The sequence below is a fragment of the Marseilla massiliensis genome (genome assembly GCF_023336985.1).
Lineage (GTDB): Bacteria > Bacteroidota > Bacteroidia > Bacteroidales > Bacteroidaceae > Prevotella > Prevotella intestinigallinarum.
Window position 1 is genome coordinate 1 of sequence record NZ_JAMBLP010000037.1, and the last position, 23,358, is coordinate 23,358.

A 23,358-nucleotide genomic window follows, 5' to 3' on the forward strand; every position below is an offset into this window, starting at 1 on the left:
ACGTACATTTGACACACAGCTTGCTTTGTTTTGAATTCGTCGAACTCACGTGTTTTTAAGTTCGGTTTGGCCCGTTTCATGTTGCAAAACGGGCCGTATGGCAGTGCCGAACAGGCCGTTTCACGCCGCACTGTGTGCATAGCGGCGCGACACCATGGCTTTTGTAAATATAAGTTTACACTGTTTTGCCTTTCATTCCCCTTATGTATTTATGGGTGGCCAATGCAGATTGCCTTGGAATAATGCATGGTGTGCGCGTGAAAGGCACTAAGAACGCTTACCCATGCGATGCGTTTGGCGGTGCCTGTTTGCAGTTCCGCCAAGCCTGTTCCGCTAACTTAGCCTTGCTGCATGCATGTCTTCGTCAGCGTTTTTTCTTGCTTTTAAACAGCCCTCCGTATTTGCTCATGAGTTTTCTCACCAGCATGAACGTGTCGAAAGCCGTTATGCTGTTTGTTATGATGCTGGCTATGAGCTCGCCTTTCGTGTTGGCTTTCTTGGGCGTAAACAGGCTGTTCCACAATAGCCCTATCTGTTCGCCCTTCTTGTGTATTTCGCTCTGCAGCTCATCTTTGCGGGCCTGGATGTCGTCCAGCGTATAGTAAGCTTTGTTGTTTATCGGCATTTCTGTTCCTTTTTAGTTAATCACTTGCTCAAGAGTATGCCCGTGATGAATCTGATCAGTGGGCGGGTTATCAGTGGTTTGCGCAAGGCGAAGATGATGATGAGCAATGCCAGCAGCATTGCCGCAACGATGGCAAAGGCGCAGGCTGTGCCCGTGACAGGCGAAATCCAGTATACCATTGCGAAAGACAGGTAGAAAAGCACGGCAAACACAAGCACAAACATTATTATTGTCAGTGACAACGCCGTGATAAGCCGCACCAACTTGTCGATTACATCGAACTTCAGGTATTCTTTCTGAAGCCCGATGTAATCTTTAAGTGTCTCAATGAGCCGTGCCAACGACTCAACGTTTTTGTCGCTTGATAACATTCTTTGGTTTTGTCAGTTCTTTGCTGATTGTTCACTCGCGCCCTTATACCTGCGGAGCAGCGTCCTGTATGTCGTCAACGAGGTCGCAAACTTCCTTGCGGCTCAGCTTGATGTTGTGCCTGTTGAGGAAATCGTCAACGGCGTCAGTTATTTTTTCGCGTGTGTCTTTGCCTTTTTCCGGGGCTAACAAAAGTCCTAACACGGCTCCGGCGATGGCTCCGCCGAGGAATGCGCTGATATAACCTAAACTCTTCATAGTCGTTATGTTTTAAATTAGACAATAGTTTTTTCGTATCGCAAATATAGAAAAGATTTTCCGAGTAAAACAATTTTTATCATCATTTTTTGTTAAATGGCAGCGATTTCCTGCATTTAACAAACTTTATGTCGGGTTTTTCTTCGCTTTTGCATGATATTTAGTAATTTCGCACAAATATTTCTATACAATTTCGAAAGTTTAATTTTAATAATGGTGAAGATGAAGAAGTACATGGTGTTATGCGCAGGTTTATGCGCCGCAATGGCTTTCACTAGCTGCAAATCGAGCGAGAGTGCTTACAAGAAGGCATACGAGAAGGCTAAGGCCCAGGAGATTGCACAGCAGACCACACCTGAAACGGCTCAGACAGAGGCCAATGTGGTGGCTCCGCTTGTGGACAGACCCGCAACAGACACCCAGGTTGTAGATAATGTGGACAACGTGCAGGTGCGCCAGGAAAGAGTGTCACTGGTCAACGGGTCTGGCTTGAAGCATTTCAGTGTCGTGGTTGGCTCGTTCTCACTAAAGGCAAATGCAGACGGACTCCAGCAGAAGTTGAGGGAGGCTGGATATGATGCGCAGGTGGTGAAGAACGAGGATCGCAATATGTATCGTGTTGTTGCAGCCACTTTTGACAGCAAGGCCGATGCAGCGGCAAGCCGCAATGAGTTCAGGGCAAAGTACCCCGACGCATGGTTGCTCTACAATGCGCAATAATAATATAATGTGAACGCAATCGATAAACGAAGCCTGTGGCAAGGATACTTTCTATCGATTACGGGAAAAAACGGACAGGATTGGCGGTTACCGACCCTCTGCAGATTGTGCCGGGAGGGTTGGCAACCGTTCCAACGTCTGGACTGTTTGACTATCTGCGCGACTATGTGGGGCGCGAGTCGGTTGAGCGCATCGTCATCGGTGAGCCCATGCAGCCCAACGGCATGCCCAGCGAGAACCTGGATCGGGTGAGGCAGTTTGTGGCCAGATGGCGCAAGGCAATGCCCGACATCCCCATAGAGTATTACGATGAACGCTTTACTTCGGTGCTTGCGCATAGGGCGATGATAGACGGCGGCCTCGGAAAGAAGGCCCGCCGGAACAAAGAGCTGGTTGACGAGATAAGCGCAACAATCATCCTCAGCGATTATCTGTCATCAAGGCGAGGGCCTGCCGGAAGGTAGGTGAGTTTCTTATTAAAGAGAGAAAAGATGATATTACCGATATATATTTACGGGCAGCCGGTATTGAGAAAGGTTGCCGAGGACATCCCGGCGGATATGCCGGGAGTGGATGAACTGGTTCAGGATATGTTTGAAACCCTCACTGCATCCGAGGGAGTGGGGCTTGCGGCACCTCAGATAGGCAAGGCCATACGTGTCGTTGTAATCGACCTTGACGTTCTTTCGGACGACCTGCCGGAATACAAGGGTTTCCGCAAGGCTTACATCAATCCTCATATAGAGGAATACGACGACTCGGAGACTGAGACGATGGAGGAAGGTTGCCTCAGCCTGCCGGCCATACACGAACGCGTGACGCGCCCAACGCGAATCAGGGTGCGCTACCTCGACGAGCAGATGCAGCCCCACGACGAGTGGATTGAGGGCTACCTCGCCCGCGTGATGCAGCACGAATTTGACCATCTTGACGGCAAAATGTTCATTGACCGCATCTCGCCTCTGCGCAAGCAGCTCATCAAGAGCAAGCTGCGCGCCTTGCTTCAAGGGCGTTATCGCTGCGGTTACAAGACAAAGGCTGCGGTGAAGAAGTAAGTTGGAAATATGTATCGAAAGGTTGTTTTCTTCATAACGATGCTGCTGTTGCCGCTTGCCGGCAGGGCACAATTCAACACAGACAGGCTCGTAACGATAGGGCGCAGCGCGCTCTATTATGAAGACTATGTGCTTTCGATACAGTATTTCAACCAGGCTATAATGGCCAAGCCCTACTTGTATGAGCCTTGGTTCTACCGTGCCGTGGCAAAATTTTACCTCGACGACTTCGTTGGGGCAGAGCAAGACTGTACCCAAGCCATCGACCGCAACCCGTATGTGGTCAACACTTACGAGCTGAGGGGCATTGCGCGGATACGTCAGGAGAAGTTTTCTGATGCCATTGACGACTACACCAAGGCTCTGAAATACGACCCGGAGAACCGTAGCATGTGGCACAACAGGGTGCTCTGCCGAATCCAGAACAAGGAATACGAACGCGCATTGGCCGAACTTGACACCATGGCGGTGCACTGGAGCAAGTACGCCCCGGCCTATTCGATGAAGGCCGAGGTGTATATGCTGCAGAAAGACACGGCCAAAGCGATAGCCGCATTGGAGAAGAGTCTGGAGATAGACCCCTACGACGGGTCTACATGGACTATGCGGTCGATAATCAGCCTGGCCCGCAAGGAGTGGAAAGATGCCGAGGGCTATCTCGACAAAGCCATACACCTGTTGCCCAAGCAAGCCGGCAACTATATCAACCGTGCCCTTGCGCGGGTCAACCAAAACAACCTTCGAGGTGCGATGGCCGACTACGACACAGCCCTCGACATTGATCCCAACAACTTTCTCGGCCATTACAACCGGGGATTGCTGCGTTCGCAAGTGGGTGACGACAACCGTGCCATCACCGACTTCGACTTTGTCTTGAAGCTCGAACCCGACAACCTCATGGCACTGTTCAACCGCGCCCTGCTTCTTGACCGCACGGGAGACCTGCGCGGGGCCATACGCGATTACTCGAAAGTCATCGACCAATACCCCAATTTCTGGACCGGACTGCAATACCGTGCTGCCTGTTACAGGAGGCTGGGCATGACCAAACAGGCCGAGGCCGACGAATTCAGGGTGTACAAGGCACAGCTTTACAAGAGCCTTTACGGCATACAGCCAAGGCTCAACAAAGAGCAGTTGCGCAAGCGCAGCGACGAAGACATGGATAAGTACAACCAGCTTGTGGTGGCCGACGAGCAGGAAATGGAACACAAGTATGAAAGCGACTACCGCGGCCGCGTGCAAGACAGGCAGGTCGAAGTGGCCTTCCTGCCCATGTTCGGGTTGTCGTTCGACCGTTACCATAGCGACGTGACGCTCTACATCCCATTCGACAGGCAAGTCGATGCGTTCAACCAGCAGGCGGGCAAAGCGCGGCGGGTATACGTCAACTGCAATCAGGCAGCACTCGACGAGGTACATTCCAAAGCCCTTTTCAGCTACATCGACTCTCTCTCGAGCGGTATCGGAGGCACCGGCGGGCGCATCGGGGCCCAGTCGGCCTTGCTTTTGAGGGCCGTTGCTTATTCGGCCACGCAGAACTTTGAAGACGCCATAGGCGACTTGTCGGAGTTCATACAGAATGACACGGCTTCTTCGCTGGGCTACTGGCAGCGTGCCGTGTGCCAGACCAAGGTGAATGAGTTCAACGCTTCGCTCGGCACCGACATGGCAATGAAGTATGCCAATGTCATAGCCGACCTTGAGCGTGCCATCAAGCTCAACCCCCAGTGTGCCTACCTTTATTATAACCGGGGCAACGTTTATGCCGCGCGAAAGGACTATGCGCGGGCCATCGAGGACTATACCAAGGCCATCAGCCTTGACCAGAAGCTCGCCGAGGCTTACTACAACCGCGGTCTGGCAGAGCTGTTCAGCCAGCGCACCGATGCAGGCATAGCCGACCTGAGCAAGGCCGGTGAGCTTGGACTGTATAATGCTTACAGCATAATAAAGAGATACGCCAAGGGCGACAAGAAATGACGGATTCGAGCATGGCTTTGTAGAGGGCGTTTTGAAATGCCATGCCCCGGCGTTAGCCGCATCCAATCGCTTCTCCATGCGTTATTTCCATCCACTTCTTTGCATCATGGCGGCGTGCTTGCCAGGCAAGGAGCATTGGAATCTCAATTCTGCGGAATGTAAACCTGCGTGGTGTTGCGTAGTTTTCAAACCACGGTCGAAGCGTCAACAAATATTTACAAATATAGTTTTGAAAACCACCAAGGGCAGTTCTGGCTGGCCGTATGGGCCGTTTTGTAATCTGATACGGTCTGTTTTAGCTATCGAAACGGGCTGTTTTGCACCCTCATTCTTTTTGTTTCTTAACCTGCTGTACCCCAGTGCTTTAAACCATTTTGGCCGTCCTATGAAATATTCATACAAATAGTGGAGCGTTTATCCGGGCATACGGCAATCGGGCATTGGCATGGCTGGCCCGTGGGTTTGGTTGTCACAGTGTCGGCCCTTTAGGGGGATGGTATGCAAGTCCGATTGTGCCCGTATGCGGCAGCGTGTAAGTATGCCGTTCGGGCTATGCCCATTGGCTCGTTATATACGCTCTGTCAGCTGTGGGCAGCTTGCCTGCCTATGCCTTATTTGGCGCAATTGCCACAGCTCAGATTGCTCTGCCATGGCCGGTTGTTTGGCCGTCTGGCCAACGGTGTGCACTGTCGCTGCGAGGTGTCTGTACTATATGGCATGGCTTTGGCCTGGCATATAAAGCCAAGGTAAATGCCCGAGAGCATGTGCGGCGTATCCCCTGGGCTCGGGGGCAGGCGTGGCGTCGGCAACAGTGGGGCATTTTGATGGCATGTAGGCAATGTAAAGGCTGATTTCCGGCTATAAACTCTCAGCCATATTGCATATACTTCACACGTTGAAATACGTACATGCACAGGCGTGGCTCGGCTGTCTTCGGGCCATGGCAATGCGTCGTGGTGGCATTGGCGGCGGCTCAGAGCTGTGTTTTCACGGTCAATGCCACTTGCCTTGCGTAATGTGCAAATGGGCTCCTGCGGGCCGCAATCGCTGTTGGCGGGCAAAAAAATCCTGTTAAACGTGCGCTTATTCCGAATTTAATGGTTAATTTTGCGCATTGAAAGTAAGGTTAAACAATACGACTATGATAAAGATCACATTTCCGGACGGTTCCGTGCGCGAGTACGAACAGGGCGTGACCGGACTTCAGATTGCTGAGAGCATCTCGCCGGCATTGGCACGCGACGTGCTGGCTTGCGGCGTCAACGGCGAGACAGTAGAACTTAACAGGCCGATAAACGCCGATTCCACCGTTCAGCTTTACAAGTGGGAGGACGATGAGGGCAAGCATGCCTTCTGGCATACTTCGGCCCACCTGCTGGCCGAGGCGTTGCAGGAGCTTTATCCCGGCATACAGTTTGGTTTCGGTCCGGCTGTGGAGAACGGCTTCTTCTATGACGTCTTGTTGAAGGACGGCGAGGCCATCAAGGAAGGAGACTTCCCGAAGATTGAGGACAAAATGCGCGAACTGGCTTCAAAGAAAGAGCCTGTGGTGCGCAAGGAAGTGTCGAAGGCTGACGCTCTGAAGGAGTTTGCCGCCGACGGGCAGACTTATAAGTGCGAACATATCGAGCAGGATCTTGAGGACGGTTCGATAACTACATATACCCAAGGTGCATTCACCGACCTGTGCAAAGGCCCCCATTTGCTCAACACCGGGCTTATAAAGGCTATCAAACTCACCAGCGTGGCCGGTGCTTTCTGGCGTGGCGACGCCACAAGAGAGCAGATGCAGCGTCTTTACGGCATCACGTTCCCGAAGAAAAAGATGCTTGACGAATATCTGGCAATGATGGAAGAGGCCAAGAAACGCGACCATAGGAAGATTGGAAAGGAAATGGAGCTGTTCATGTTCTCTGAGCGCGTGGGCAAGGGACTGCCCATCTGGCTGCCCAAAGGCACAGAATTGCGCCTCCGCATGCAGGATATGCTGCGCAAGATACAGTCGCGCTATGGCTACAAGGAGGTGATAACACCGCATATCGGTAGCAAGAACCTCTATGTGACCAGCGGCCACTACGCCCACTACGGCAAGGATTCGTTCCAGCCCATACATACGCCTGAGGAGGGAGAAGAGTATATGCTCAAGCCAATGAACTGCCCCCACCACTGCGAGGTGTTTGCGTGGAAGCCGCGTTCTTACCGTGACCTGCCGTTGCGCATAGCCGAGTTTGGCACTGTTTACCGTTATGAGCAGAGCGGAGAGCTGCATGGCCTCACCCGCGTGCGTTCGTTTACGCAGGACGATGCCCACATCTTCTGCAGGCCAGACCAGGTGAAAAACGAGTTCCTCCGCGTGATGGACATCATACACACTGTGTTCTCCATCTTCCATTTCGACAACTTCGAGGCCCAAATATCTCTTCGCGACCCCAACGACCGCGAGAAATACATAGGTTCGGATGAGGTATGGGAGAAAGGCGAGCAGGCCATCATCGAGGCTTGCAAGGAAAAAGGCCTCAAGGCAAAGATTGAGTACGGCGAGGCAGCATTCTACGGCCCGAAGCTCGACTTCATGGTGAAAGACGCCATAGGCCGCCGCTGGCAGCTCGGCACAATACAGATAGACTATAACCTGCCTGAGCGTTTCAAGCTCGAATATACCGACGAGGACAACACCAAGAAGACCCCGGTGATGATTCACCGCGCCCCGTTTGGCTCGATGGAGCGCTTCTGCGCTGTACTCATCGAGCATACCGCAGGTCACTTCCCGCTGTGGCTGACACCCGACCAGGTGGCAATCCTGCCAATATCCGAGAAGTACAACGACTACGCTGCGCGCGTTGCCCGCGAGCTCGATGCCGTCGGTGTGCGTGCAACCATTGACAGTCGCAACGAGAAAATCGGCCGCAAAGTGCGTGACAACGAGCTCAAGCGCATACCGTACATGGTCATCGTCGGCGAGAAGGAGCAGGCCGACGGCACTGTAAGCGTGCGCAAGCAGGGCTCTGAGGAGCGTGGCGTGATGACCATAGCCGAGTTTGCAGGCAAGGTTAACGCCGAGGTGGCCGAGCTGCTCAAGGCTACCGACGTAAGGCCGGAGTAAGAGGCATGAAACCATTTTTGTAAGACGATAGTGGTTGTCGCCTGTTGCAGGATTGTTCATTATCCCGTGGCAGGCGGCAATCGTTTTCATACGTCGTGCCGGCAACGGCTTGGCCAGACGTGTAACACATTAATAAATGATTATGACAAAATTAAAAACATTCATTGCCTGCATGCTGGCTGTTGTGGCCATACCGGGTTGTGGCGGGCAAGGCAACAAGGGAAAACTTCCCGCCAAGGCAGCCGATACAGTGCAGGTGGCATCCGATGTTAAGGCAGAGGGTGCTGTGACATATCTGAACACGGCAGACTTTATCAGTAAGGTGTACGATTTCAAGAGCCACCCTGACAAGTGGAAGTATGAAGGCGACACCCCCGCCGTCATCGACTTTTATGCCACTTGGTGCGGCCCTTGCAAGCAGTTGTCGCCTCTGTTGGAGGAACTGGCCGCTGAATATGCCGGAAAGGTGAAGGTGTACAAGGTCGATGTAGACAAGGAGCCCGAGCTGGCAGCAGCCTTTCGTGTGCAGAGCATCCCAATGCTTCTGTGGATTCCGGCAAATGGTGAGCCTTTTGTTTCAATGGGCCTTATGCCGAAGGAGGAGCTGAAAAAGGGCTTCGACGAGCGCCTTTTGGGAAAAACGGCGCAGTGACAGGCTTTTGTTGACAATATTGCTCGGCTCATAAAGCCGGATTTGGGCGTTAATAATGCAAATTGCTTGGTTTCCAGTTGAAAAGTGAAAATAAAAGGGCAGAAATGTTTTGCCGTTTGTATTAAAAATCGTAACTTTGCACCCGATTTCCATAAAATAGTTGAATGAAGAATGACAATATAAAAAATCAGTATCGTGTAAATGAACAGATACGAGTGCGTGAGGTCCGTATCGTCAGCGATGGCGGCTCGACAGTAATGCCAACCCGCCAGGCCATGGATATGGCTCGCGAACAAGGAGTGGATCTTGTTGAGATATCTCCCAATGCCAATCCGCCCGTTTGTCGCCTCATCGACTATTCCAAGTTCCTCTACCAGCAGAAGAAGCGTGCCAAGGAACTGAAGGCGAAGCAGGCTAAGGTGGAGGTTAAGGAGATTCGTTTCGGGCCTCAGACCGATGAGCATGACTATCAATTCAAGCTCAAGCATGCCAAGGAATTCCTTGAAGATGGCAACAAGGTGCGTGCATACGTGTTCTTCAGAGGGCGTTCAATCCTGTTTAAGGAACAGGGAGAAGTGCTGTTGCTCAGGTTTGCCAATGACCTGGAAGAGGTCGGCAAGGTAGAGCACATGCCATCGCTTGAAGGAAAGAAGATGTTCATATACATCGCCCCGAAGAAGACCGGTTCTGCTAAGAAGAGCCAACAGGCCATGGATAGGGAGAAGAAAGCTGCCGCCGGCAAAGAAACGGCAGCCGAAACAACTGCTGAGGCTGACGAGACACCGGCCAATGGCGGGTTGCTTGCCAACGCGAAGATAAGCCCCGATGCCCTTAAAAAGCTGCAGGGTGGCGAGTGACATTCGTGACAAGGATGAAAGAAGAAGTGCGTAACGCCCGGTATATGCGTTGCCACTGTAATAAATAACAATCATAATTAAACATTAAAAAAATGCCAAAAGTAAAGACAAATTCCGGTGCTAAGAAGAGATTTCGTTTCACCGGGTCGGGTAAGATTAAGAGACATCATGCTTACCACAGCCACATTCTGACTAAGAAGACCAAGAAGCAAAAGCGTAATTTGGTTCACCAGACACTTGTGGACACTGATAACATGAAGCAGGTTCGTGATCTGCTGTGCCTCCGTTAAATCCTAATTGTCGAACGTTTAAAGTAGAAAATTATGCCAAGATCAGTAAATCACGTTGCTTCGAGAGCAAGGAGAAAGAGAATTTTAAAGCTTACACGCGGCTATTTTGGAGCACGCAAGAATGTCTGGACTGTAGCAAAGAACACCTGGGAGAAGGGTCTTACATACGCATATCGTGACCGTCGCGCCAAGAAGCGCAATTTCCGTTCATTGTGGATTCAGCGTATCAACGCTGCTGCCCGTTTGGAGGGAATGAGCTATTCTGTGCTGATGGGTGCGCTCAACAAGGCCGGTATCGAAATCAACCGTAAGGTGCTTGCTGACCTCGCTGTCAATAATCCTGAGGCATTCAAGGCTATTGTGCAGAAGGTTAAGTAATCAGCATTGTACAAGTGAACTCATTCACGCGATGAATATTGGGCCGCAGTCTCCTCTACGACGGAGACTGCGGCTTTTGTTTTCCGCTTTCTGCCGCCATCTTGTGTCATGTCGGCTTTGTGCTGAAGGATGGCAAGTGGTGTGAGAGGGTTGAAATGAGGTTTTAGTATATCGTTAAACCAACAGACATTATTTTTCAATGGGAATGGTAATTGGCATAGATGTCGGCATAAGCACAACAAAGATAGTTGGCATTTGTAATGGTCGAGTGGTTTCACCGATGAGAATCAAGGCCACCGACCCGGTTTCGTCGCTTTACGGAGCGTTCGGCAAATATCTTTATGATAACAAGATTCAGATGTCAGACGTAGACCATGTGATGCTAACAGGCGTGGGGGCGGCTTACATCAGCAAGCCTGTTTATGGGTTGCCGACAGCCAAGGCCGGTGAGTTTGTGGCCGACGGACTCGGTGCTTGCCATGAGTCGGGCAAAGACCGAATCATAGTTGTGAGCATGGGTACAGGCACATCGCTTGTCAGATGCGATGGTGACAAAATAGAACACATCGGCGGCATTGGCATTGGCGGGGGCACATTGCAGGGGCTTTCGCGCCTTTTGCTTAAGACAGACGACATACGTACGGTTTCCGAGATGGCTGTGAGGGGCAACATATCCAGCATTAATTTGCGCATCGGCGACATAAGCGCCAGACCGTTGCCCGGACTTCCCATGTCGGCCGTGGCCTCTCTTTTCGGCAATGCCCGCAGCGATGCTTCGCGTGAGGACATTGCCATCGGCCTGATATGGACAGTATTGCAGTCTGTGGGTCAGTCGGCAGTATTGGCTTCGATAGGCAGCAACATTCGTGAATATGTGATGATAGGCAATCTTACGCTGTTGCCACAGTGCAGGGTTGTGTTTCCTCCGATTGAGAAATTATACGGAGTGAAGTTCATCATACCCGAGTATTCAGAATTCTGCACGGCCATCGGTGCTGCATTGTGCCATTTCGACCAGCGTTTCCATGTAGAGAAGTTGTAGCGTCTGTGTGCAGGCATGCCACTGTTAAAGAGCCTTGCGGCGGCTCAATGCAATGTTGTGTGGCCATGACGGATTATGGCAGTGCCGCAAGGGGCGTATGTATGGAAACTATTTACGTGTAATTTTTTATTGCAGCAGTGCAGATCCTGCGTAACAAATTGATGTTCAGTTGGTTGCAATTCTTGCCGTTTCGTGCTGCAAAATAGGCCGTTTGGGATTGTAGTTTGTGCTGTTTAGCTTTCCGTTTTGGGGTGTTTGGGGCAGCAATGGCAGTGGTAGTGAAATATATCGATGCCTTTTGTAAACAATTGTCATGGCTTTAGGTCTTGATTTTGTCATTGCCGTTGACATGTTACATTGTGCGGCTGCCAATGCCGAAGCTGTCATTTTGCAAAAGGCATGAAACTATTTCCAATGCCAAAGTACGTGACAGTGGGAGTCGTTTCATGCCTTTTGTTTTTCATTCTTGGATGTTACAGAATGCTACATGACGTCTCATGGGCAATAAATCTGCTTGCGGCAGTTGTGCATTCTGACATACTTTATTGCCAAAAACATATCTTTCGGCTTTGGACAACGGGCGCTGTTCGTATGCCTGCAGGGCAGAACTGTCTGACCGTGAACGGCATGAGAGCGTCAAAGCCCGCAAAGGATGGCTTGTCGGCCTGTTGTTGAGTATTGTCGGTCATGCCGGAAATGGGTCTGTGGCTTGTCGTTGCCTGCAAGTCATTTCTGCCTTATTCCCTTCATAGACAGTGATATCCGTTCTCTCTTCCGGTCCACTTCAATTACCCTTACCCTGACATGCTCGTGCAGCTTCACCACCTCTGTAGGGTCAGAGACATAGCGGTCGGCCATTTGCGAAATGTGAACCAGACCGTCGTGGTGGACACCTATGTCGACAAAAGCCCCAAAGTTGGTGATGTTTGTCACTATTCCCGGCAGTTCCATTCCTTCAGCCAGGTTGTCAATTGACGTCACATTGGGGTCAAATTCAAATTCCTCGGCTTGTCCGCGCGGGTCGCGTCCCGGTTTGTCAAGTTCGTTCATGATGTCGGTCAGTGTAGGCATGCCCACACTTTGCGTCACGTAATGCTTGATGTCAATGTTCTTCCGCCTTTCCGGCGACGCAATGAGTTCAGCCACGGTACACCCGGCGTCGGCGGCCATTTTTTCCACAATCCGATAGCTCTCGGGGTGTACTGCTGTGTTGTCAAGCGGGTTTGGGGCTTCCGGTATGCGCAGGAAGCCTGCACATTGTTCAAAAGCGGCAGGCCCGAGCCGTGACACCTTCATCAGTTCGGCTCGCGATTTAAACGGGCCGTGGGCCTTTCGGTAGTCTACAATGTTGTGTGCCAGTGTCGGGCCGAGCCCGCTCACGTAGGTAAGCAGGTGCTGGCTGGCGGTGTTGAGGTTGACACCAACGGAGTTTACGCAGCTTTCAACCGTCTGGTCGAGGCTTTTCTTTAGCTTCGCCTGGTCTACGTCGTGCTGGTATTGGCCGACGCCGATGCTCTTCGGGTCTATTTTCACGAGCTCGGCGAGCGGATCCATGAGTCTGCGGCCTATAGACACAGCCCCACGCACGGTGACATCCTTGTCTGGAAACTCATCGCGCGCCACCTTGGATGCCGAATATACCGAGGCTCCGTCTTCGCTAACGGTGTATATCCTGATGCTTTCCGACAGTCCGGCCGACCTGATGAAGGCTTCCGTTTCGCGCCCGGCGGTTCCGTTGCCTATGGCAATGGCTTCTGGCTGGTATTGTTTCACCATGTCTCTCACCCGTGTCTCGGCTTCACTGCGGCGGTTGGCGGGCGGGTGGGGGAATATAGCCTCGTGGTGCAGCAGGTTGCCCTGGGCGTCAAGGCACACCACCTTGCACCCGGTTCTGAAGCCGGGGTCTATTCCCATCACCCGTTTTGGCCCTAAGGGGGCGGCAAGCAGCAGTTGGCGCAGGTTCATTGCAAACACCCTTATGGCCTCCTCGTCGGCTTGTTCCTTTGAGATTGCAGCGAATTCCGTCTCGATGGCCGGCTTCACCAGGCGTTTCAGGGCGTCGTCTACTGCCTCACCAACGAGTTTAGAGCAGCGTGATGTGCCTTTTACAAACATCTTCCTGATTCTCTGTTTGCTCTCTTCGTCGTCGGCAGATATGCTTATGCGCAGTATGCCTTCCGCCTCGCCTCGGCGCATTGCCAGCAACCTGTGGGCAGGGCAACGCCGCAGTGGCTCGCTGAAGTCGAAGTAGTCGGAGTATTTTGCAGCCTCGTCGGAATCGGCTTTGGCCTTTACTGCCTTGGATGTTATCACCGCTTCGCGCCTGAACGCATTCCTGACAAGGCTTCGGGTGCGTTCGTCTTCACTTACGCTCTCGGCAATTATGTCTTGAGCCCCTTTCAGCGCGTCGGCCGTATCTTTCACTTCGCCGCGCACAAAACGCCGTGCCGCGGCCTCGATGTCGCTCTCGCGCTGCAGCGATATTATTGCCGCCAGTGGTTCAAGGCCGCGCTCCCGGGCAACCTGTGCCTTGGTGCGGCGCTTAGGCTTGTATGGCAAGTAAATGTCTTCCAGTTCGGCCGCGTTCCAGCATTCGCTTATCCGTTTGTCCAGTTCGGCGGTCATCTTGCCTTGTTCGCTGATGGTTTTGGTTATTGTTTCCTTCCTTTTGGCCATTTCCGTCAGTTTTCCGGCCATGTCGGCAATGGCTGCTATCTGCACTTCGTCCATGCCGCCGGTGCGCTCTTTGCGGTATCTGCTTATGAAAGGTATGGTGCATCCTTCGGCAATAAGGCCAAGCACGTTTTCCACGTGGCGCCTGTCTATGCCGAGGTTGCGTGCAATGATGTCGCTGAAAATGTCTGTGTTGGTTTCCATTGTTTGTTTCTGTAGTGTTTGGATTATGGCGCAAACTGTGGGCAGACGGCCGCTGCGCCAATGCCGTGTGCCGGGCATGGCAGCATGAAGTCTTTGCCTTTGTCGGCCGTCTGCCCGCAGGTGAGCGCCGTCATTCTATTCCGAGCTCGCGTTTAATGGATGGTTCGGCATCAAGAATATATATGTTCCCCGGGTTGATGTTGGATTGTTCTGTTTCTACCATCCATGATATGAGCTTAACGTCATGTTCGTCTACAAAGCGAAGCCTGTCGCCTTGTTCGTAAGGCAAAGCCAGTGGTGTATCGTCAACCTCCACTTCAAAGTTGTGCCTGTCGGTGTAGCTGATGAGCCTTGTCCACACTGCTTCTACCTCGCCTTCATCGTTTGTCAGGTCAAACTTGAACCAAACCTTTTCTGGAGTGCGCTTGGCCACGTGCTCGGGCAGCCAGAAGTATTCGTTTGAGCAGTTGTGCGCGAACTTGCGTTCTTCCTCGCAGTGCAGCAATCGCAGGTCGTCGGCCCTGTCGTTTGTAAGGAAGTCGTCTTTCATCCAAAGCGGTTGGTATGCGTCTGCTGCCATGGCGTCTTCATTTTCGTAGGCGAATATGACGCAAGAGTTGGCGTTCATCTTTTTTAGCCTTGTCCTTATCGAACCTGGGGTTGCCTTGTCTTTCTGTCCGTCCTTTATGGCCTCGTTCCATGGCAGCAGCCTGATGTATAGCGGCACGTTGCCCGTCATGATGGCAAACGGCACATCCGGCCGCATTGTCTGTTGGGTTTCGGGGGCTTGGTGCCACAACATGTATGAAGCAACAGCCTCTATCAGTTTGCGGTGGCATGCAGAGTGGTTGGCGTCGCTGTGCATAATCTCAATGTCCGGCAGCCCGAAGCGTGCCAGACCGTTGGTGTACAGCCAAGTGTCGGAGCCTTGTTCGTTGCTTTCAGACGCTATGCTGTAGGCGAAACTTGCATGTGGTCCTGATGACGATCGTGCGGTGCTGACCACATACGCCTCCGACAAGGCTTGCTGGCTTGACAGGTCATAAAGGGCGAGGAGCTTTGGTACGAGTGCTGTGGCAATCTTTAGCTGCAGGTGGAGCCATGCCAGCGGGTTGGCTGTTCCGAAGCGGATGTCGATGCCGTAGCCCGGCCTTTCTTGGCCAATCAGCTCCAGGTCTTGTTTGTTGAAGTAGGAGCTGATGAACATGCCAGAGGCGTTGAACGCCTCGAGCCGGTCGATTTCCATGTCGAACGGCTCTCCGCAGAACTGCCCGTGAACATGCTCAATCGTGTTTGTTTCCGTGTTTTGTGAAACGTCTTCAAACTCGAGGCTTTCCAATCCGGCAATGTCGCCCAGGCGGTTTCTGAACGCCTGCATGTCGGCCGTCAAGTCGTCGACACGCGACACGGCTATCATCACCGAGCGTTTTTTGATGTATGGAGGCTTGCGTAGGGTGGGATGCTCAAGAAATTCGACGGTTTTCTTGCAATTCTCGATGGCTTCCGGCACGTCGCTCCAAAACTCTTGGGTTTCCGGGTCGTCGGGTATCAGCGTCATGACATGCTCAAAGAAAGGTATGGCTTCGGCTTCCATGTTCAGTCCCATGCGTGTGTATCCGTTGCGGCACCACCAGTTTGGGTCGTCCTTGCCCTCTTCGGCAGTGTCGGCCAGTATGCTGAGTGCCCGCCGGTCAAGGTCGTCGGGGTTGAGTTCGCTTTCTGTATACCCGCTGCGAATCATGCCCGCCAGGTTTGACAGCGTGCGTGCTTGCAGTCCGACAATCTTGTATGTACGTTCCTCATCGGGCAGGTTGTCAATCATCCGTACCACTTCTTCTTCGCGATCATCGTCGCACATCTGTTGAATCAGCTTTATTATATCTTCTTCTCTCTTCATGGCTAAAGTATGGATTTATTTCTTCATGAGGGTTGCTTTTTCACTCTTGCCAAATCGTTCGATTGCGTAACGCAGCATGGTGCGGGGCATTCGCTTGAGGTTTGCATAGACATAGTCATACAGCCGGGCTGGGTCTCGCTTGCCGGCTTCGCGCAACATCCACCCGCACGCCTTGTGTATGAGCTCGTGTTTGTGGTTCATAAGCATGTCGCAGAGCCGGTAGGTGTCGTCGAGTTCGCCTTTGCGTATGAACGCAAATGTGGAAACTATGGCCATGCGCACCTCCCATGGTGACTGGCTTTTGGCCAGAATGTAGAGCTGGTCGCGAGGTTTGTCCATCAGATATTCGCCAACAATCGTTCTGACCGACAGGTCTACAAGGTCCCAGTTGTTTATTCTGTCAGTGTGGCTCCGGTAGAAGTCAAACAGCTCTTTCCTTGTGCTGTCGTCGGCCTTGTTGGCTTTTGCCACCATTATTAGCAGCGCGGCCAGCCTTACCTCGTGCCATTCAGAGTTGAGCAATGCCTCGACGTCGGCCATGGATATGTCACGATGGGCTTTTGCCACCTGTCTTGTGTCTGGCACGGCCGTGCCGATGAAGAGGTCGCCTTCGCCGTATTCTCCCGGCCCGGTCTTGAAAAAGCGGGGCAGCACCTGCCTTTTTTCCTCGGTTGAAAGTGCCGTTAACTCTTCAATTATGGTTGTTGTTATGTCCATAAGTGCAAATATAGCATTTTTGGAGCTTAAAATGAAATTTTGATTGCGGTTTTTCTTGGTGTGGAACAAATTTGGTTCTGTAAGTAATAACGCATGATGGCCGACCATTAACGGTCGGCCATCGAGGTTGCTATGGTCTGGGCAAGCCTGCCGTGCGCACGGCTTCCAGGCCGGATAAAAATCCTTTTGTCAAATTAATATGCAAAGAGCGGATAGTTCTTCATTGTCTCATTGACACGGGCGCGAACGCTGCTGATTACGTTTTCGTCTTCGGGGGCGTTGAGAACCTCCTCAATCAGTTCTGCTATGAGCACCATGAGGTCTTCCTTTGCGCCGCGTGTGGTGATGGCAGGTGTGCCAAGACGGATGCCGCTGGTTTGGAAAGCGCTGCGTGTGTCAAACGGCACCATGTTCTTGTTTACAGTGATGTCGGCGGCCACAAGGGCGTTTTCTGCCACCTTGCCGGTCAGTTCGGGATATTTCGAGCGCAGGTCTACGAGCATGGAGTGGTTGTCTGTGCCTCCGCTCACGATGGTGAAGCCACGCTTGATAAGCTCGTCGGCAAGCACCTTGGCGTTTTTCTGCACCTGCTTTGCCCATTCCTTGAACTCTGGCTGCAGTGCTTCGCCGAAGGCAACGGCCTTGGCTGCTATGACGTGCTCGAGCGGGCCGCCCTGCTGTCCGGGGAATACGGCCGAGTTGAGTATCTGGCTCATCATCTTCGTTGCGCCCTTTGGTGTCTTCAGGCCCCATGGGTTTTCAAAGTCCTTGCCCATGAGTATGATGCCGCCGCGCGGACCACGGAGGGTCTTGTGAGTTGTAGAGGTCACGATGTGGGCATACTTCACCGGGTTGTCCAGCAGTCCGGCAGCTATCAGTCCGGCCGGGTGGGCCATGTCGATCATGAGCAGTGCACCCACTTTGTCGGCTATCTCGCGCATGCGCTTGTAGTCCCATTCGCGGCTGTATGCAGAGCCTCCGCCGATGATGAGCTTCGGTTTGTGCTCGATGGCCAGCTGTTCCATCTCGTCGTAGTCAACGCGGCCGGTCTCGCGGTTGAGGTTGTAGCCTACCGGATTGTATAGTATGCCCGATGTGTTTACGGCCGAACCGTGTGACAGGTGGCCGCCCTGGGCGAGGTTGAGACCGAGGAATGTGTCGCCGGGCTTGAGCACGGCCAGCAGCACAGCGGCGTTGGCTTGGGCTCCGGAGTGTGGCTGTACGTTGGCATATTCTGCCCCGAACAGCTTGCACACGCGGTCGATGGCCAGTTGTTCCACCTTGTCTACCACTTCGCAGCCTCCGTAATAGCGCTTGCCTGGGTAGCCCTCAGCGTACTTGTTTGTGAGGTAAGAGCCCATGGCTTCCATTACCTCGTCACTGACGAAATTCTCTGACGCGATAAGCTCCATGCCTTTCAGTTGGCGCTGGTGCTCCCTTTCGATAAGGTCGAAGACCTCCTGATCTCTTTTCATGTCTTATTAGTGTTTGTTGATGACAGTCATGCTGTGTCGGCCGCCGGCATTCGGCATTGCCCGCCTTTAGGCGGCCGTGTTGCAAAGGTACACAATAATTTTGGTATTACACAGCGTTTTGCACTTAAAAACTTCCATTTTTCGCAGCTGTCTGCATTGTGCTAAAGTGTTAAGAGTTTTTGACGGCTTGCGCCAATGGCTTTTTGTGGGGCCTGGCCACCCGCCAGCCACTGATTTTGCTTGATGGTTATGCCGAGAGGTCCGTGCCGGAATAATGACTGTGGCACGGCGGGTGAGGGGAGTTGTTGTGGCTGCTTGCCATTCGATGATGGCCGGCCGACAGCCTGATGCTTAACCATGTCGTTGGCCGAACGGCCCGTTTGAGTATGCCAAACGGGCCGTTCGGCGTGATGGTTTGTGCCGTTTTGCAATGCAAAACAACCGTTTCGGTAAGTTCATGACTGTCAGGCTGTTGTAATTTATTCGGTTGATAGCCGTGGCAGGCGTGGCAACCTGCAGACTGCGCCCGCAATGTTTGCAATATGGGCGGTCGCTTGATGGCATCTGCCTATGATGCCAAAGCGCCGCCAACAAATGATGGTTGGCGGCGCTTCGTGGATTTTCGTTTTCTGTAGTTATGCTGTGATGATGGCGCGGCTCATACGAGTTCAACCTTGTCGATGTCCTGTTCCATTTCGCAGTAGTGGCATTTTAGTATGCCGTTCTTTTTGTCAACCACATGGAAAAGCGTCTGCATGGGCTCGTTGTTGGTTATGCATTTGGGATTGTTGCATTTCACTATGCCACGCAGTTCGTCGGGTGTGGTGGCTGTCTTTTTGTCAACCACCTCATAGTCTTTTATGATGTTGAGCACTATGTTGGGGGCCACAACCGAGAGGCGTGATATCTCCTCGTCGGTGAAAAATTTGTCTTCCACCTTTATTATGCCTTTGCGCCCGAGCTTCTTTGACAGATAGTTGTAGCCTATTGTTACAGGCGTGGCTATTTCTTCGAGCTTAAGCAGGTTGACCACCTGGTATGTCTTGTCGGTTGGTATGTGGTCGATGACGGTGCCGTTTTTGATGGCGGCCACGAGCATTTCGTTCTTGTTCATGTGTCAGATGATTGTTTTGTCGTTTTTAACTTCGTCTAAAGAAATTCCCAGCACGTCGCAGAAGATGGCCTCGCGGGCATAAAGACCGTTGCCGGCCTGTTGTATGTAGTAGGCGTGCGGGTTTGAGTCAACGTCGTAGTTTATTTCGTTCACTCTGGGCAGCGGGTGCAGTATCTTCATGTTTGGCTTGGCCTTGGCCAGCATGTCGTTTCTTAATATGTACACGTTTTTCACACGTTCGTACTCCATGAGGTCAGAGAAGCGCTCTTTCTGCACTCGTGTCATGTAAAGGATGTCGGCGTCGGCAATAGTGTCTTCGGTGAATTCGGTGTGCTCTTCATATTTTATGCCGTGCTCCTTGCAGTAAAGCTTGTATTCTGCGGGCATGGCCAGCTCTTTTGGGGCTACGAAGTGGAACGTGGGAGAGAAATGGCGCATGGCCATGATGAGCGAGTGGACGGTGCGCCCGTACTTAAGGTCGCCCACGAGGTATATGTTCAGGCCTTCGAGCGTTCCTTGGGTCTTGTATATGGAGTACAGGTCGAGCATGCACTGCGACGGGTGCTGGTGGGCACCGTCGCCGGCGTTGACAATGGGCACCGGCGACACTTCGCTGGCATACTGGGCGGCCCCTTCGATGTAGTGGCGCATCACGATGACGTCTGCATAGTTTGCCACCATCATTATGGTGTCTTTGAGCGTCTCGCCTTTAGTGCCACTGGTCACCTTTGGGTCGGCAAATCCTATGACGCGCGCCCCGAGGCGGTTGGCCGCTGTTTCGAAGCTCAGGCGGGTGCGGGTTGAGGGCTCGAAGAACAGCGTTGCCACGACTTTGCCTTTCAGCAGTTCCCTGTTGGGGTGTTTCTCAAATTCGTGCGCCATATCAATCATGTAGAGTATCTTCTCTTTCGTGATGTCGGCGATAGTGACAAAATTATGCTTTTCCATCAGTGCTGTAATATGTTTTAAGTTCATTTTCGACCGCTAAGGTACACATAATTTCCGATAATTGGATATATACGGCATAGAAAATCAACCATATTTTTTTGTATGTGAAGTAAAATCCTTACTTTTGCATGAAGGTAATTAATTATGACTACGTTTTGAGATGAGAAAGTTCTTTGTTCGCTTCCTTTGGACCGTGTTGGTGCTTGTGGTGCTTTTCGCAGCTGTAGCCTTCACCGCCATTGCCAAGGGGTGGATAGGCTATATGCCGCCGGTAGAGGATTTGCAAAATCCCATCGATCGTTTTGCCACGCAGGTGTATTCTGCCGATGGTAAGATAATGGGTACATGGAATTATAATAAGGAGAACAGGATTTGCGTGGACTTTTCTCAGTTGTCGCCATCTCTTGTACAGGCGCTCATCGCCACAGAGGATGTTCGATTCTACGACCATTCGGGCATCGACTTCTATGCTTTGGGAAGAGCGGTCGTCAAGCGCGGCATACTGGGGCAGGTGAATGCAGGCGGCGGTTCCACCATAACGCAGCAACTGGCCAAGCAGCTTTACTCTGGCACGGCCCACAGTGTCACCGAGCGTATGTTGCAGAAGCCGATAGAGTGGGTCATTGCCGTGCAGCTTGAACGGAACTACACGAAGGATGAAATCATCGCGTTGTATCTCAACTATTTCGACTTCCTTCACAACGCCGTGGGAATAAAGACCGCGGCCAACACTTACTTCGGGAAGGAGCCACGCAACCTTACTGTAACGGAGTCGGCCATGCTCATAGGCTTGTGCAAGAACCCGTCTTATTATAACCCTGTGCGCAACCCGGAGAGGTGCCGCGAACGGCGCAACGTGGTGCTAATGCAGATGATGAAAGCCGGCTTCCTAACCCAGGCGCAGTATGACCAGTATTCTGCCGAGCCCTTGAAGCTCAATTTCCATGTGGCCGACCATAAGGATGGTATAGCAACCTACTTCCGGGAGTTCCTGCGCCTGTACATGACGATGGAGAAACCGCGCCGGGCCGACTACCCGTCGTGGAACATGGTTAAGTTTTACCAGGACTCTGTGAACTGGGCTACCGACCCCTTGTGTGGGTGGTGCCATAAGAATACGAAGAAAGACGGCACGCCATACAACGTTTATGCCGACGGGCTGAAGGTGTTTACCACCATCGACTCCAGAATGCAGGAGTATGCCGAGAAGGCTGTGCGCGACCATGTGGTGAAGTTCTTGCAGCCGGCCTTCGACCGCGAGAACCGCGGAAAGAAAACCGCTCCGTTCTCCGGGAAACTGACAAGCAGCCAAGTAAACCAGATATTGATGCGGTCGGTGAGGCAAAGTGAGCGCTATCGGGTGATGAAAGCCGATGGGGCTTCGGAGGCAGACATAAGGAAGGCGTTCCGCACACCTACGGAAATGACTGTCTTTACTTACCATGGCGAGATTGACACAACGATGACGCCGCTCGATTCTATACGATATTACAAGTCGTTCCTGCGCACCGGGTTCATGAGCATGAGCCCGGTAGACGGGGCTGTCAAGGCTTATGTCGGTGGAATGGATTTCATACATTTTAAATATGATATGTGCATGGAAGGGCGCAGGCAGGTCGGGTCGACCATAAAGCCGTTCCTTTATTCGCTGGCAATGGAAAACGGATTCTCACCATGCGACATGGCACCAAATGTGCAACAGACGTATATCGTGGCCGGGCAGAGGTGGACACCGAGGAATGCCAGCCGCAGGCGGTACGGGCAGATGGTTACGCTAAAGTGGGGGCTTGCTCAGTCCAACAATTGGATTTCGGCGTATCTTATGAGCAAGCTCAACCCGCAGGCTTTTGTAGACTTGCTGCATGAGTATGGCGTGAACAACCCCGACATACATCCGTCGATGGCCTTGTGCCTTGGCCCATGTGACATATCTGTAGCCGAGATGGTGAGCGCATATACGGCTTTCGTCAACCATGGCATACGTTGCGCGCCTTTGTTTGTCACAAAGATTGAAGACAATGAGGGTAATGTCATAGCCCGATTCCAGCCGAGGATGAATGAGGTTATAAGTGCCGAGAGCGCCAACAAGATGCTGTATATGCTCAAGGGGGTGGTCGACGGCGGCACGGCCGGCAGGTTGCGCTTCCGTTATAATATGAAAGGTGAAATTGGTGGTAAGACCGGAACTACCAACAACAATAGCGACGCGTGGTTCATCGGGGTTACTCCCGAACTTGTCAGTGGTGTGTGGGTTGGCGGCGACGACCGCGACATTCACTTCGACTCTATGCGAATGGGGCAGGGTGCCACGATGGCGCTGCCCATCTGGGCATATTACATGCGCCGCGTGTTTGCCGACACCGACCTTGGGTATAGTGAGAGTGCTGTGTTTGATTTGCCGAAAGACTACAATCCGTGTGGGGCTGTCGCCGACTCGGTTGAGGTCGATGGCATCGATGAAATATATGAGTAACGCTTGTCGGCATGACATCTGTCGGCCTTGATTCGACCACAGCGCCTTGCTTCTGACGGCGTATCATCGCAACCTGCGTTGCCGGTTTGCCTGAAAGGGCTGCCGGCAACGCAGGTTGCCGTTTTCACGTCTGTCGCTGGTCTCTTTTTGCATGCGCCAGCTGGCATATATTTTGCGCTTTGTCGTTTAGTTGTCAAAGCTGTATCTTTTCCTTTGCTTTGTTTGTTTATCCTGTTTGCAAATGAACTCAACACCCGGGTTCGGGTTGTCTCCTAATTCTGTTGGCAGTTTCTTGCCGTTCGTATGTGCTTGTTTGGCTAATGCAGGCATGTTGCTTATGTTTCACCGTCTTGCGCGTTTCGGTTCCCCATGCCAGTTGTTCTGCTGCGCCATATTGTTGCTGGTGTATTTTGTTTTCGCTTATAATATTTATATTGTATGCCTCCCACTGTGCTTGATGTTTGTCAAGTGAAATATAAAAAAACGTTTCCCGGAGGCAAAAAAATCCGCGAATGTTTTGTGGTT

Annotated in this window: 21 protein-coding genes; 11 read left to right on the plus strand and 10 right to left on the minus strand. The window is 52.2% G+C overall.

The window, feature by feature from the left end; all coding sequences use genetic code 11:
- Positions 1 to 364: 364 nt before the first annotated feature.
- Genes M3089_RS14865 through M3089_RS14875 form a run of 3 tightly spaced genes read right to left on the minus strand, consistent with a single transcriptional unit; the run spans position 365 to position 1,252 of the window.
- Positions 365 to 625 (minus strand): hypothetical protein, encoded by a 261-nt coding sequence (locus M3089_RS14865; protein WP_205109848.1) that lies wholly within the window; start codon positions 623 to 625, stop codon positions 365 to 367.
- Positions 626 to 645: 20 nt separating this feature from the next.
- On the minus strand, positions 646 to 996 hold the full coding sequence (locus M3089_RS14870) for a phage holin family protein (protein ID WP_205109846.1): 351 nt from the start codon (positions 994 to 996) through the stop codon (positions 646 to 648).
- Positions 997 to 1,039: 43 nt separating this feature from the next.
- Complete coding sequence (locus M3089_RS14875; RefSeq protein WP_205109844.1) at positions 1,040 to 1,252, minus strand: YtxH domain-containing protein; 213 nt, start codon at positions 1,250 to 1,252, stop codon at positions 1,040 to 1,042.
- 222 nt (positions 1,253 to 1,474) lie between these two features.
- On the opposite strand from M3089_RS14875, the gene M3089_RS14880 reads away from it, so the two are divergent.
- From M3089_RS14880 to coaW, 10 genes are all read left to right on the plus strand, one after another.
- Positions 1,475 to 1,972: an SPOR domain-containing protein gene (locus tag M3089_RS14880; protein ID WP_249085003.1), complete on the plus strand. Its 498-nt coding sequence runs from the start codon at positions 1,475 to 1,477 to the stop codon at positions 1,970 to 1,972.
- 35 nt (positions 1,973 to 2,007) lie between these two features.
- On the plus strand, positions 2,008 to 2,436 hold the full coding sequence (ruvX, locus tag M3089_RS14885; protein WP_249085005.1) for a Holliday junction resolvase RuvX: 429 nt from the start codon (positions 2,008 to 2,010) through the stop codon (positions 2,434 to 2,436).
- A 27-nt stretch (positions 2,437 to 2,463) separates the two neighbouring features.
- Positions 2,464 to 3,027 carry a peptide deformylase gene (gene def / locus M3089_RS14890; protein ID WP_205109838.1) on the plus strand — a complete coding sequence of 188 codons (564 nt, stop codon included), beginning with the start codon at positions 2,464 to 2,466 and terminating at the stop codon, positions 3,025 to 3,027.
- A gap of 9 nt (positions 3,028 to 3,036) precedes the next feature.
- On the plus strand, positions 3,037 to 5,010 hold the full coding sequence (locus tag M3089_RS14895) for a tetratricopeptide repeat protein (RefSeq protein ID WP_249085007.1): 1,974 nt from the start codon (positions 3,037 to 3,039) through the stop codon (positions 5,008 to 5,010).
- Positions 5,011 to 6,151: 1,141 nt separating this feature from the next.
- Complete coding sequence (thrS, locus tag M3089_RS14900; RefSeq protein ID WP_249085009.1) at positions 6,152 to 8,113, plus strand: threonine--tRNA ligase; 1,962 nt, start codon at positions 6,152 to 6,154, stop codon at positions 8,111 to 8,113.
- Positions 8,114 to 8,255: 142 nt separating this feature from the next.
- A complete protein-coding gene (gene trxA / locus M3089_RS14905; RefSeq protein WP_249085010.1) occupies positions 8,256 to 8,765 on the plus strand; it encodes a thioredoxin in 510 nt (169 codons plus the stop codon).
- A 164-nt stretch (positions 8,766 to 8,929) separates the two neighbouring features.
- A complete protein-coding gene (gene infC / locus M3089_RS14910) occupies positions 8,930 to 9,622 on the plus strand; it encodes a translation initiation factor IF-3 (RefSeq protein ID WP_205109830.1) in 693 nt (230 codons plus the stop codon).
- 92 nt (positions 9,623 to 9,714) lie between these two features.
- Positions 9,715 to 9,912 (plus strand): 50S ribosomal protein L35, encoded by a 198-nt coding sequence (gene rpmI, locus M3089_RS14915; protein WP_205109828.1) that lies wholly within the window; start codon positions 9,715 to 9,717, stop codon positions 9,910 to 9,912.
- 33 nt (positions 9,913 to 9,945) lie between these two features.
- Positions 9,946 to 10,290 (plus strand): 50S ribosomal protein L20, encoded by a 345-nt coding sequence (gene rplT, locus M3089_RS14920; protein WP_205109826.1) that lies wholly within the window; start codon positions 9,946 to 9,948, stop codon positions 10,288 to 10,290.
- Positions 10,291 to 10,489: 199 nt separating this feature from the next.
- Entirely contained in the window at positions 10,490 to 11,332 is an 843-nt protein-coding gene (gene coaW / locus M3089_RS14925; protein ID WP_205109824.1) for a type II pantothenate kinase, read from the plus strand.
- Positions 11,333 to 12,058: 726 nt separating this feature from the next.
- On the opposite strand, the gene M3089_RS14930 is transcribed toward coaW, so the two are convergent.
- The 6 genes from M3089_RS14930 to pyrB form a co-directional block, all read right to left on the minus strand.
- Positions 12,059 to 14,209, minus strand: a complete 2,151-nt coding sequence (locus M3089_RS14930) for a Tex family protein (protein WP_249085012.1) — start codon at positions 14,207 to 14,209, stop codon at positions 12,059 to 12,061.
- 130 nt (positions 14,210 to 14,339) lie between these two features.
- Positions 14,340 to 16,106 (minus strand): DUF4026 domain-containing protein, encoded by a 1,767-nt coding sequence (locus M3089_RS14935; protein WP_249085014.1) that lies wholly within the window; start codon positions 16,104 to 16,106, stop codon positions 14,340 to 14,342.
- Positions 16,107 to 16,121: 15 nt separating this feature from the next.
- Entirely contained in the window at positions 16,122 to 16,823 is a 702-nt protein-coding gene (locus tag M3089_RS14940) for a DNA alkylation repair protein (RefSeq protein ID WP_249085016.1), read from the minus strand.
- Positions 16,824 to 17,017: 194 nt separating this feature from the next.
- Positions 17,018 to 18,298 (minus strand): serine hydroxymethyltransferase, encoded by a 1,281-nt coding sequence (gene glyA / locus M3089_RS14945; RefSeq protein WP_205109814.1) that lies wholly within the window; start codon positions 18,296 to 18,298, stop codon positions 17,018 to 17,020.
- A 658-nt stretch (positions 18,299 to 18,956) separates the two neighbouring features.
- Positions 18,957 to 19,412: an aspartate carbamoyltransferase regulatory subunit gene (gene pyrI, locus M3089_RS14950; RefSeq protein WP_205109812.1), complete on the minus strand. Its 456-nt coding sequence runs from the start codon at positions 19,410 to 19,412 to the stop codon at positions 18,957 to 18,959.
- 3 nt (positions 19,413 to 19,415) lie between these two features.
- Positions 19,416 to 20,360 (minus strand): aspartate carbamoyltransferase, encoded by a 945-nt coding sequence (gene pyrB / locus M3089_RS14955; protein WP_205109810.1) that lies wholly within the window; start codon positions 20,358 to 20,360, stop codon positions 19,416 to 19,418.
- Between the two features lie 160 nt (positions 20,361 to 20,520).
- On the opposite strand from pyrB, the gene M3089_RS14960 reads away from it, so the two are divergent.
- Complete coding sequence (locus M3089_RS14960) at positions 20,521 to 22,833, plus strand: transglycosylase domain-containing protein (RefSeq protein WP_249085017.1); 2,313 nt, start codon at positions 20,521 to 20,523, stop codon at positions 22,831 to 22,833.
- Positions 22,834 to 23,080: 247 nt separating this feature from the next.
- On the opposite strand, the gene M3089_RS14965 is transcribed toward M3089_RS14960, so the two are convergent.
- A partial coding sequence (locus M3089_RS14965; protein ID WP_249085019.1) for a hypothetical protein occupies positions 23,081 to 23,358 on the minus strand: 278 nt, incomplete at its 5' end.

What these genes read in the sequence shown, in the direction of transcription:
- M3089_RS14865 (WP_205109848.1), bottom strand. Translation starts at nt 625, where the DNA reads ATGCCGATAAACAACAAAGCTTACTATACGCTGGACGACATCCAGGCC.
- M3089_RS14870 (WP_205109846.1), bottom strand. Translation starts at nt 996, where the DNA reads ATGTTATCAAGCGACAAAAACGTTGAGTCGTTGGCACGGCTCATTGAG.
- M3089_RS14875 (WP_205109844.1), bottom strand. Translation starts at nt 1,252, where the DNA reads ATGAAGAGTTTAGGTTATATCAGCGCATTCCTCGGCGGAGCCATCGCC.
- M3089_RS14880 (WP_249085003.1), top strand. Translation starts at nt 1,475, where the DNA reads ATGAAGAAGTACATGGTGTTATGCGCAGGTTTATGCGCCGCAATGGCT.
- def (WP_205109838.1), top strand. Translation starts at nt 2,464, where the DNA reads ATGATATTACCGATATATATTTACGGGCAGCCGGTATTGAGAAAGGTT.
- M3089_RS14895 (WP_249085007.1), top strand. Translation starts at nt 3,037, where the DNA reads ATGTATCGAAAGGTTGTTTTCTTCATAACGATGCTGCTGTTGCCGCTT.
- thrS (WP_249085009.1), top strand. Translation starts at nt 6,152, where the DNA reads ATGATAAAGATCACATTTCCGGACGGTTCCGTGCGCGAGTACGAACAG.
- trxA (WP_249085010.1), top strand. Translation starts at nt 8,256, where the DNA reads ATGACAAAATTAAAAACATTCATTGCCTGCATGCTGGCTGTTGTGGCC.
- infC (WP_205109830.1), top strand. Translation starts at nt 8,930, where the DNA reads ATGAAGAATGACAATATAAAAAATCAGTATCGTGTAAATGAACAGATA.
- rpmI (WP_205109828.1), top strand. Translation starts at nt 9,715, where the DNA reads ATGCCAAAAGTAAAGACAAATTCCGGTGCTAAGAAGAGATTTCGTTTC.
- rplT (WP_205109826.1), top strand. Translation starts at nt 9,946, where the DNA reads ATGCCAAGATCAGTAAATCACGTTGCTTCGAGAGCAAGGAGAAAGAGA.
- coaW (WP_205109824.1), top strand. Translation starts at nt 10,490, where the DNA reads ATGGGAATGGTAATTGGCATAGATGTCGGCATAAGCACAACAAAGATA.
- M3089_RS14930 (WP_249085012.1), bottom strand. Translation starts at nt 14,209, where the DNA reads ATGGAAACCAACACAGACATTTTCAGCGACATCATTGCACGCAACCTC.
- M3089_RS14935 (WP_249085014.1), bottom strand. Translation starts at nt 16,106, where the DNA reads ATGAAGAGAGAAGAAGATATAATAAAGCTGATTCAACAGATGTGCGAC.
- M3089_RS14940 (WP_249085016.1), bottom strand. Translation starts at nt 16,823, where the DNA reads ATGGACATAACAACAACCATAATTGAAGAGTTAACGGCACTTTCAACC.
- glyA (WP_205109814.1), bottom strand. Translation starts at nt 18,298, where the DNA reads ATGAAAAGAGATCAGGAGGTCTTCGACCTTATCGAAAGGGAGCACCAG.
- pyrI (WP_205109812.1), bottom strand. Translation starts at nt 19,412, where the DNA reads ATGAACAAGAACGAAATGCTCGTGGCCGCCATCAAAAACGGCACCGTC.
- pyrB (WP_205109810.1), bottom strand. Translation starts at nt 20,360, where the DNA reads ATGGAAAAGCATAATTTTGTCACTATCGCCGACATCACGAAAGAGAAG.
- M3089_RS14960 (WP_249085017.1), top strand. Translation starts at nt 20,521, where the DNA reads ATGAGAAAGTTCTTTGTTCGCTTCCTTTGGACCGTGTTGGTGCTTGTG.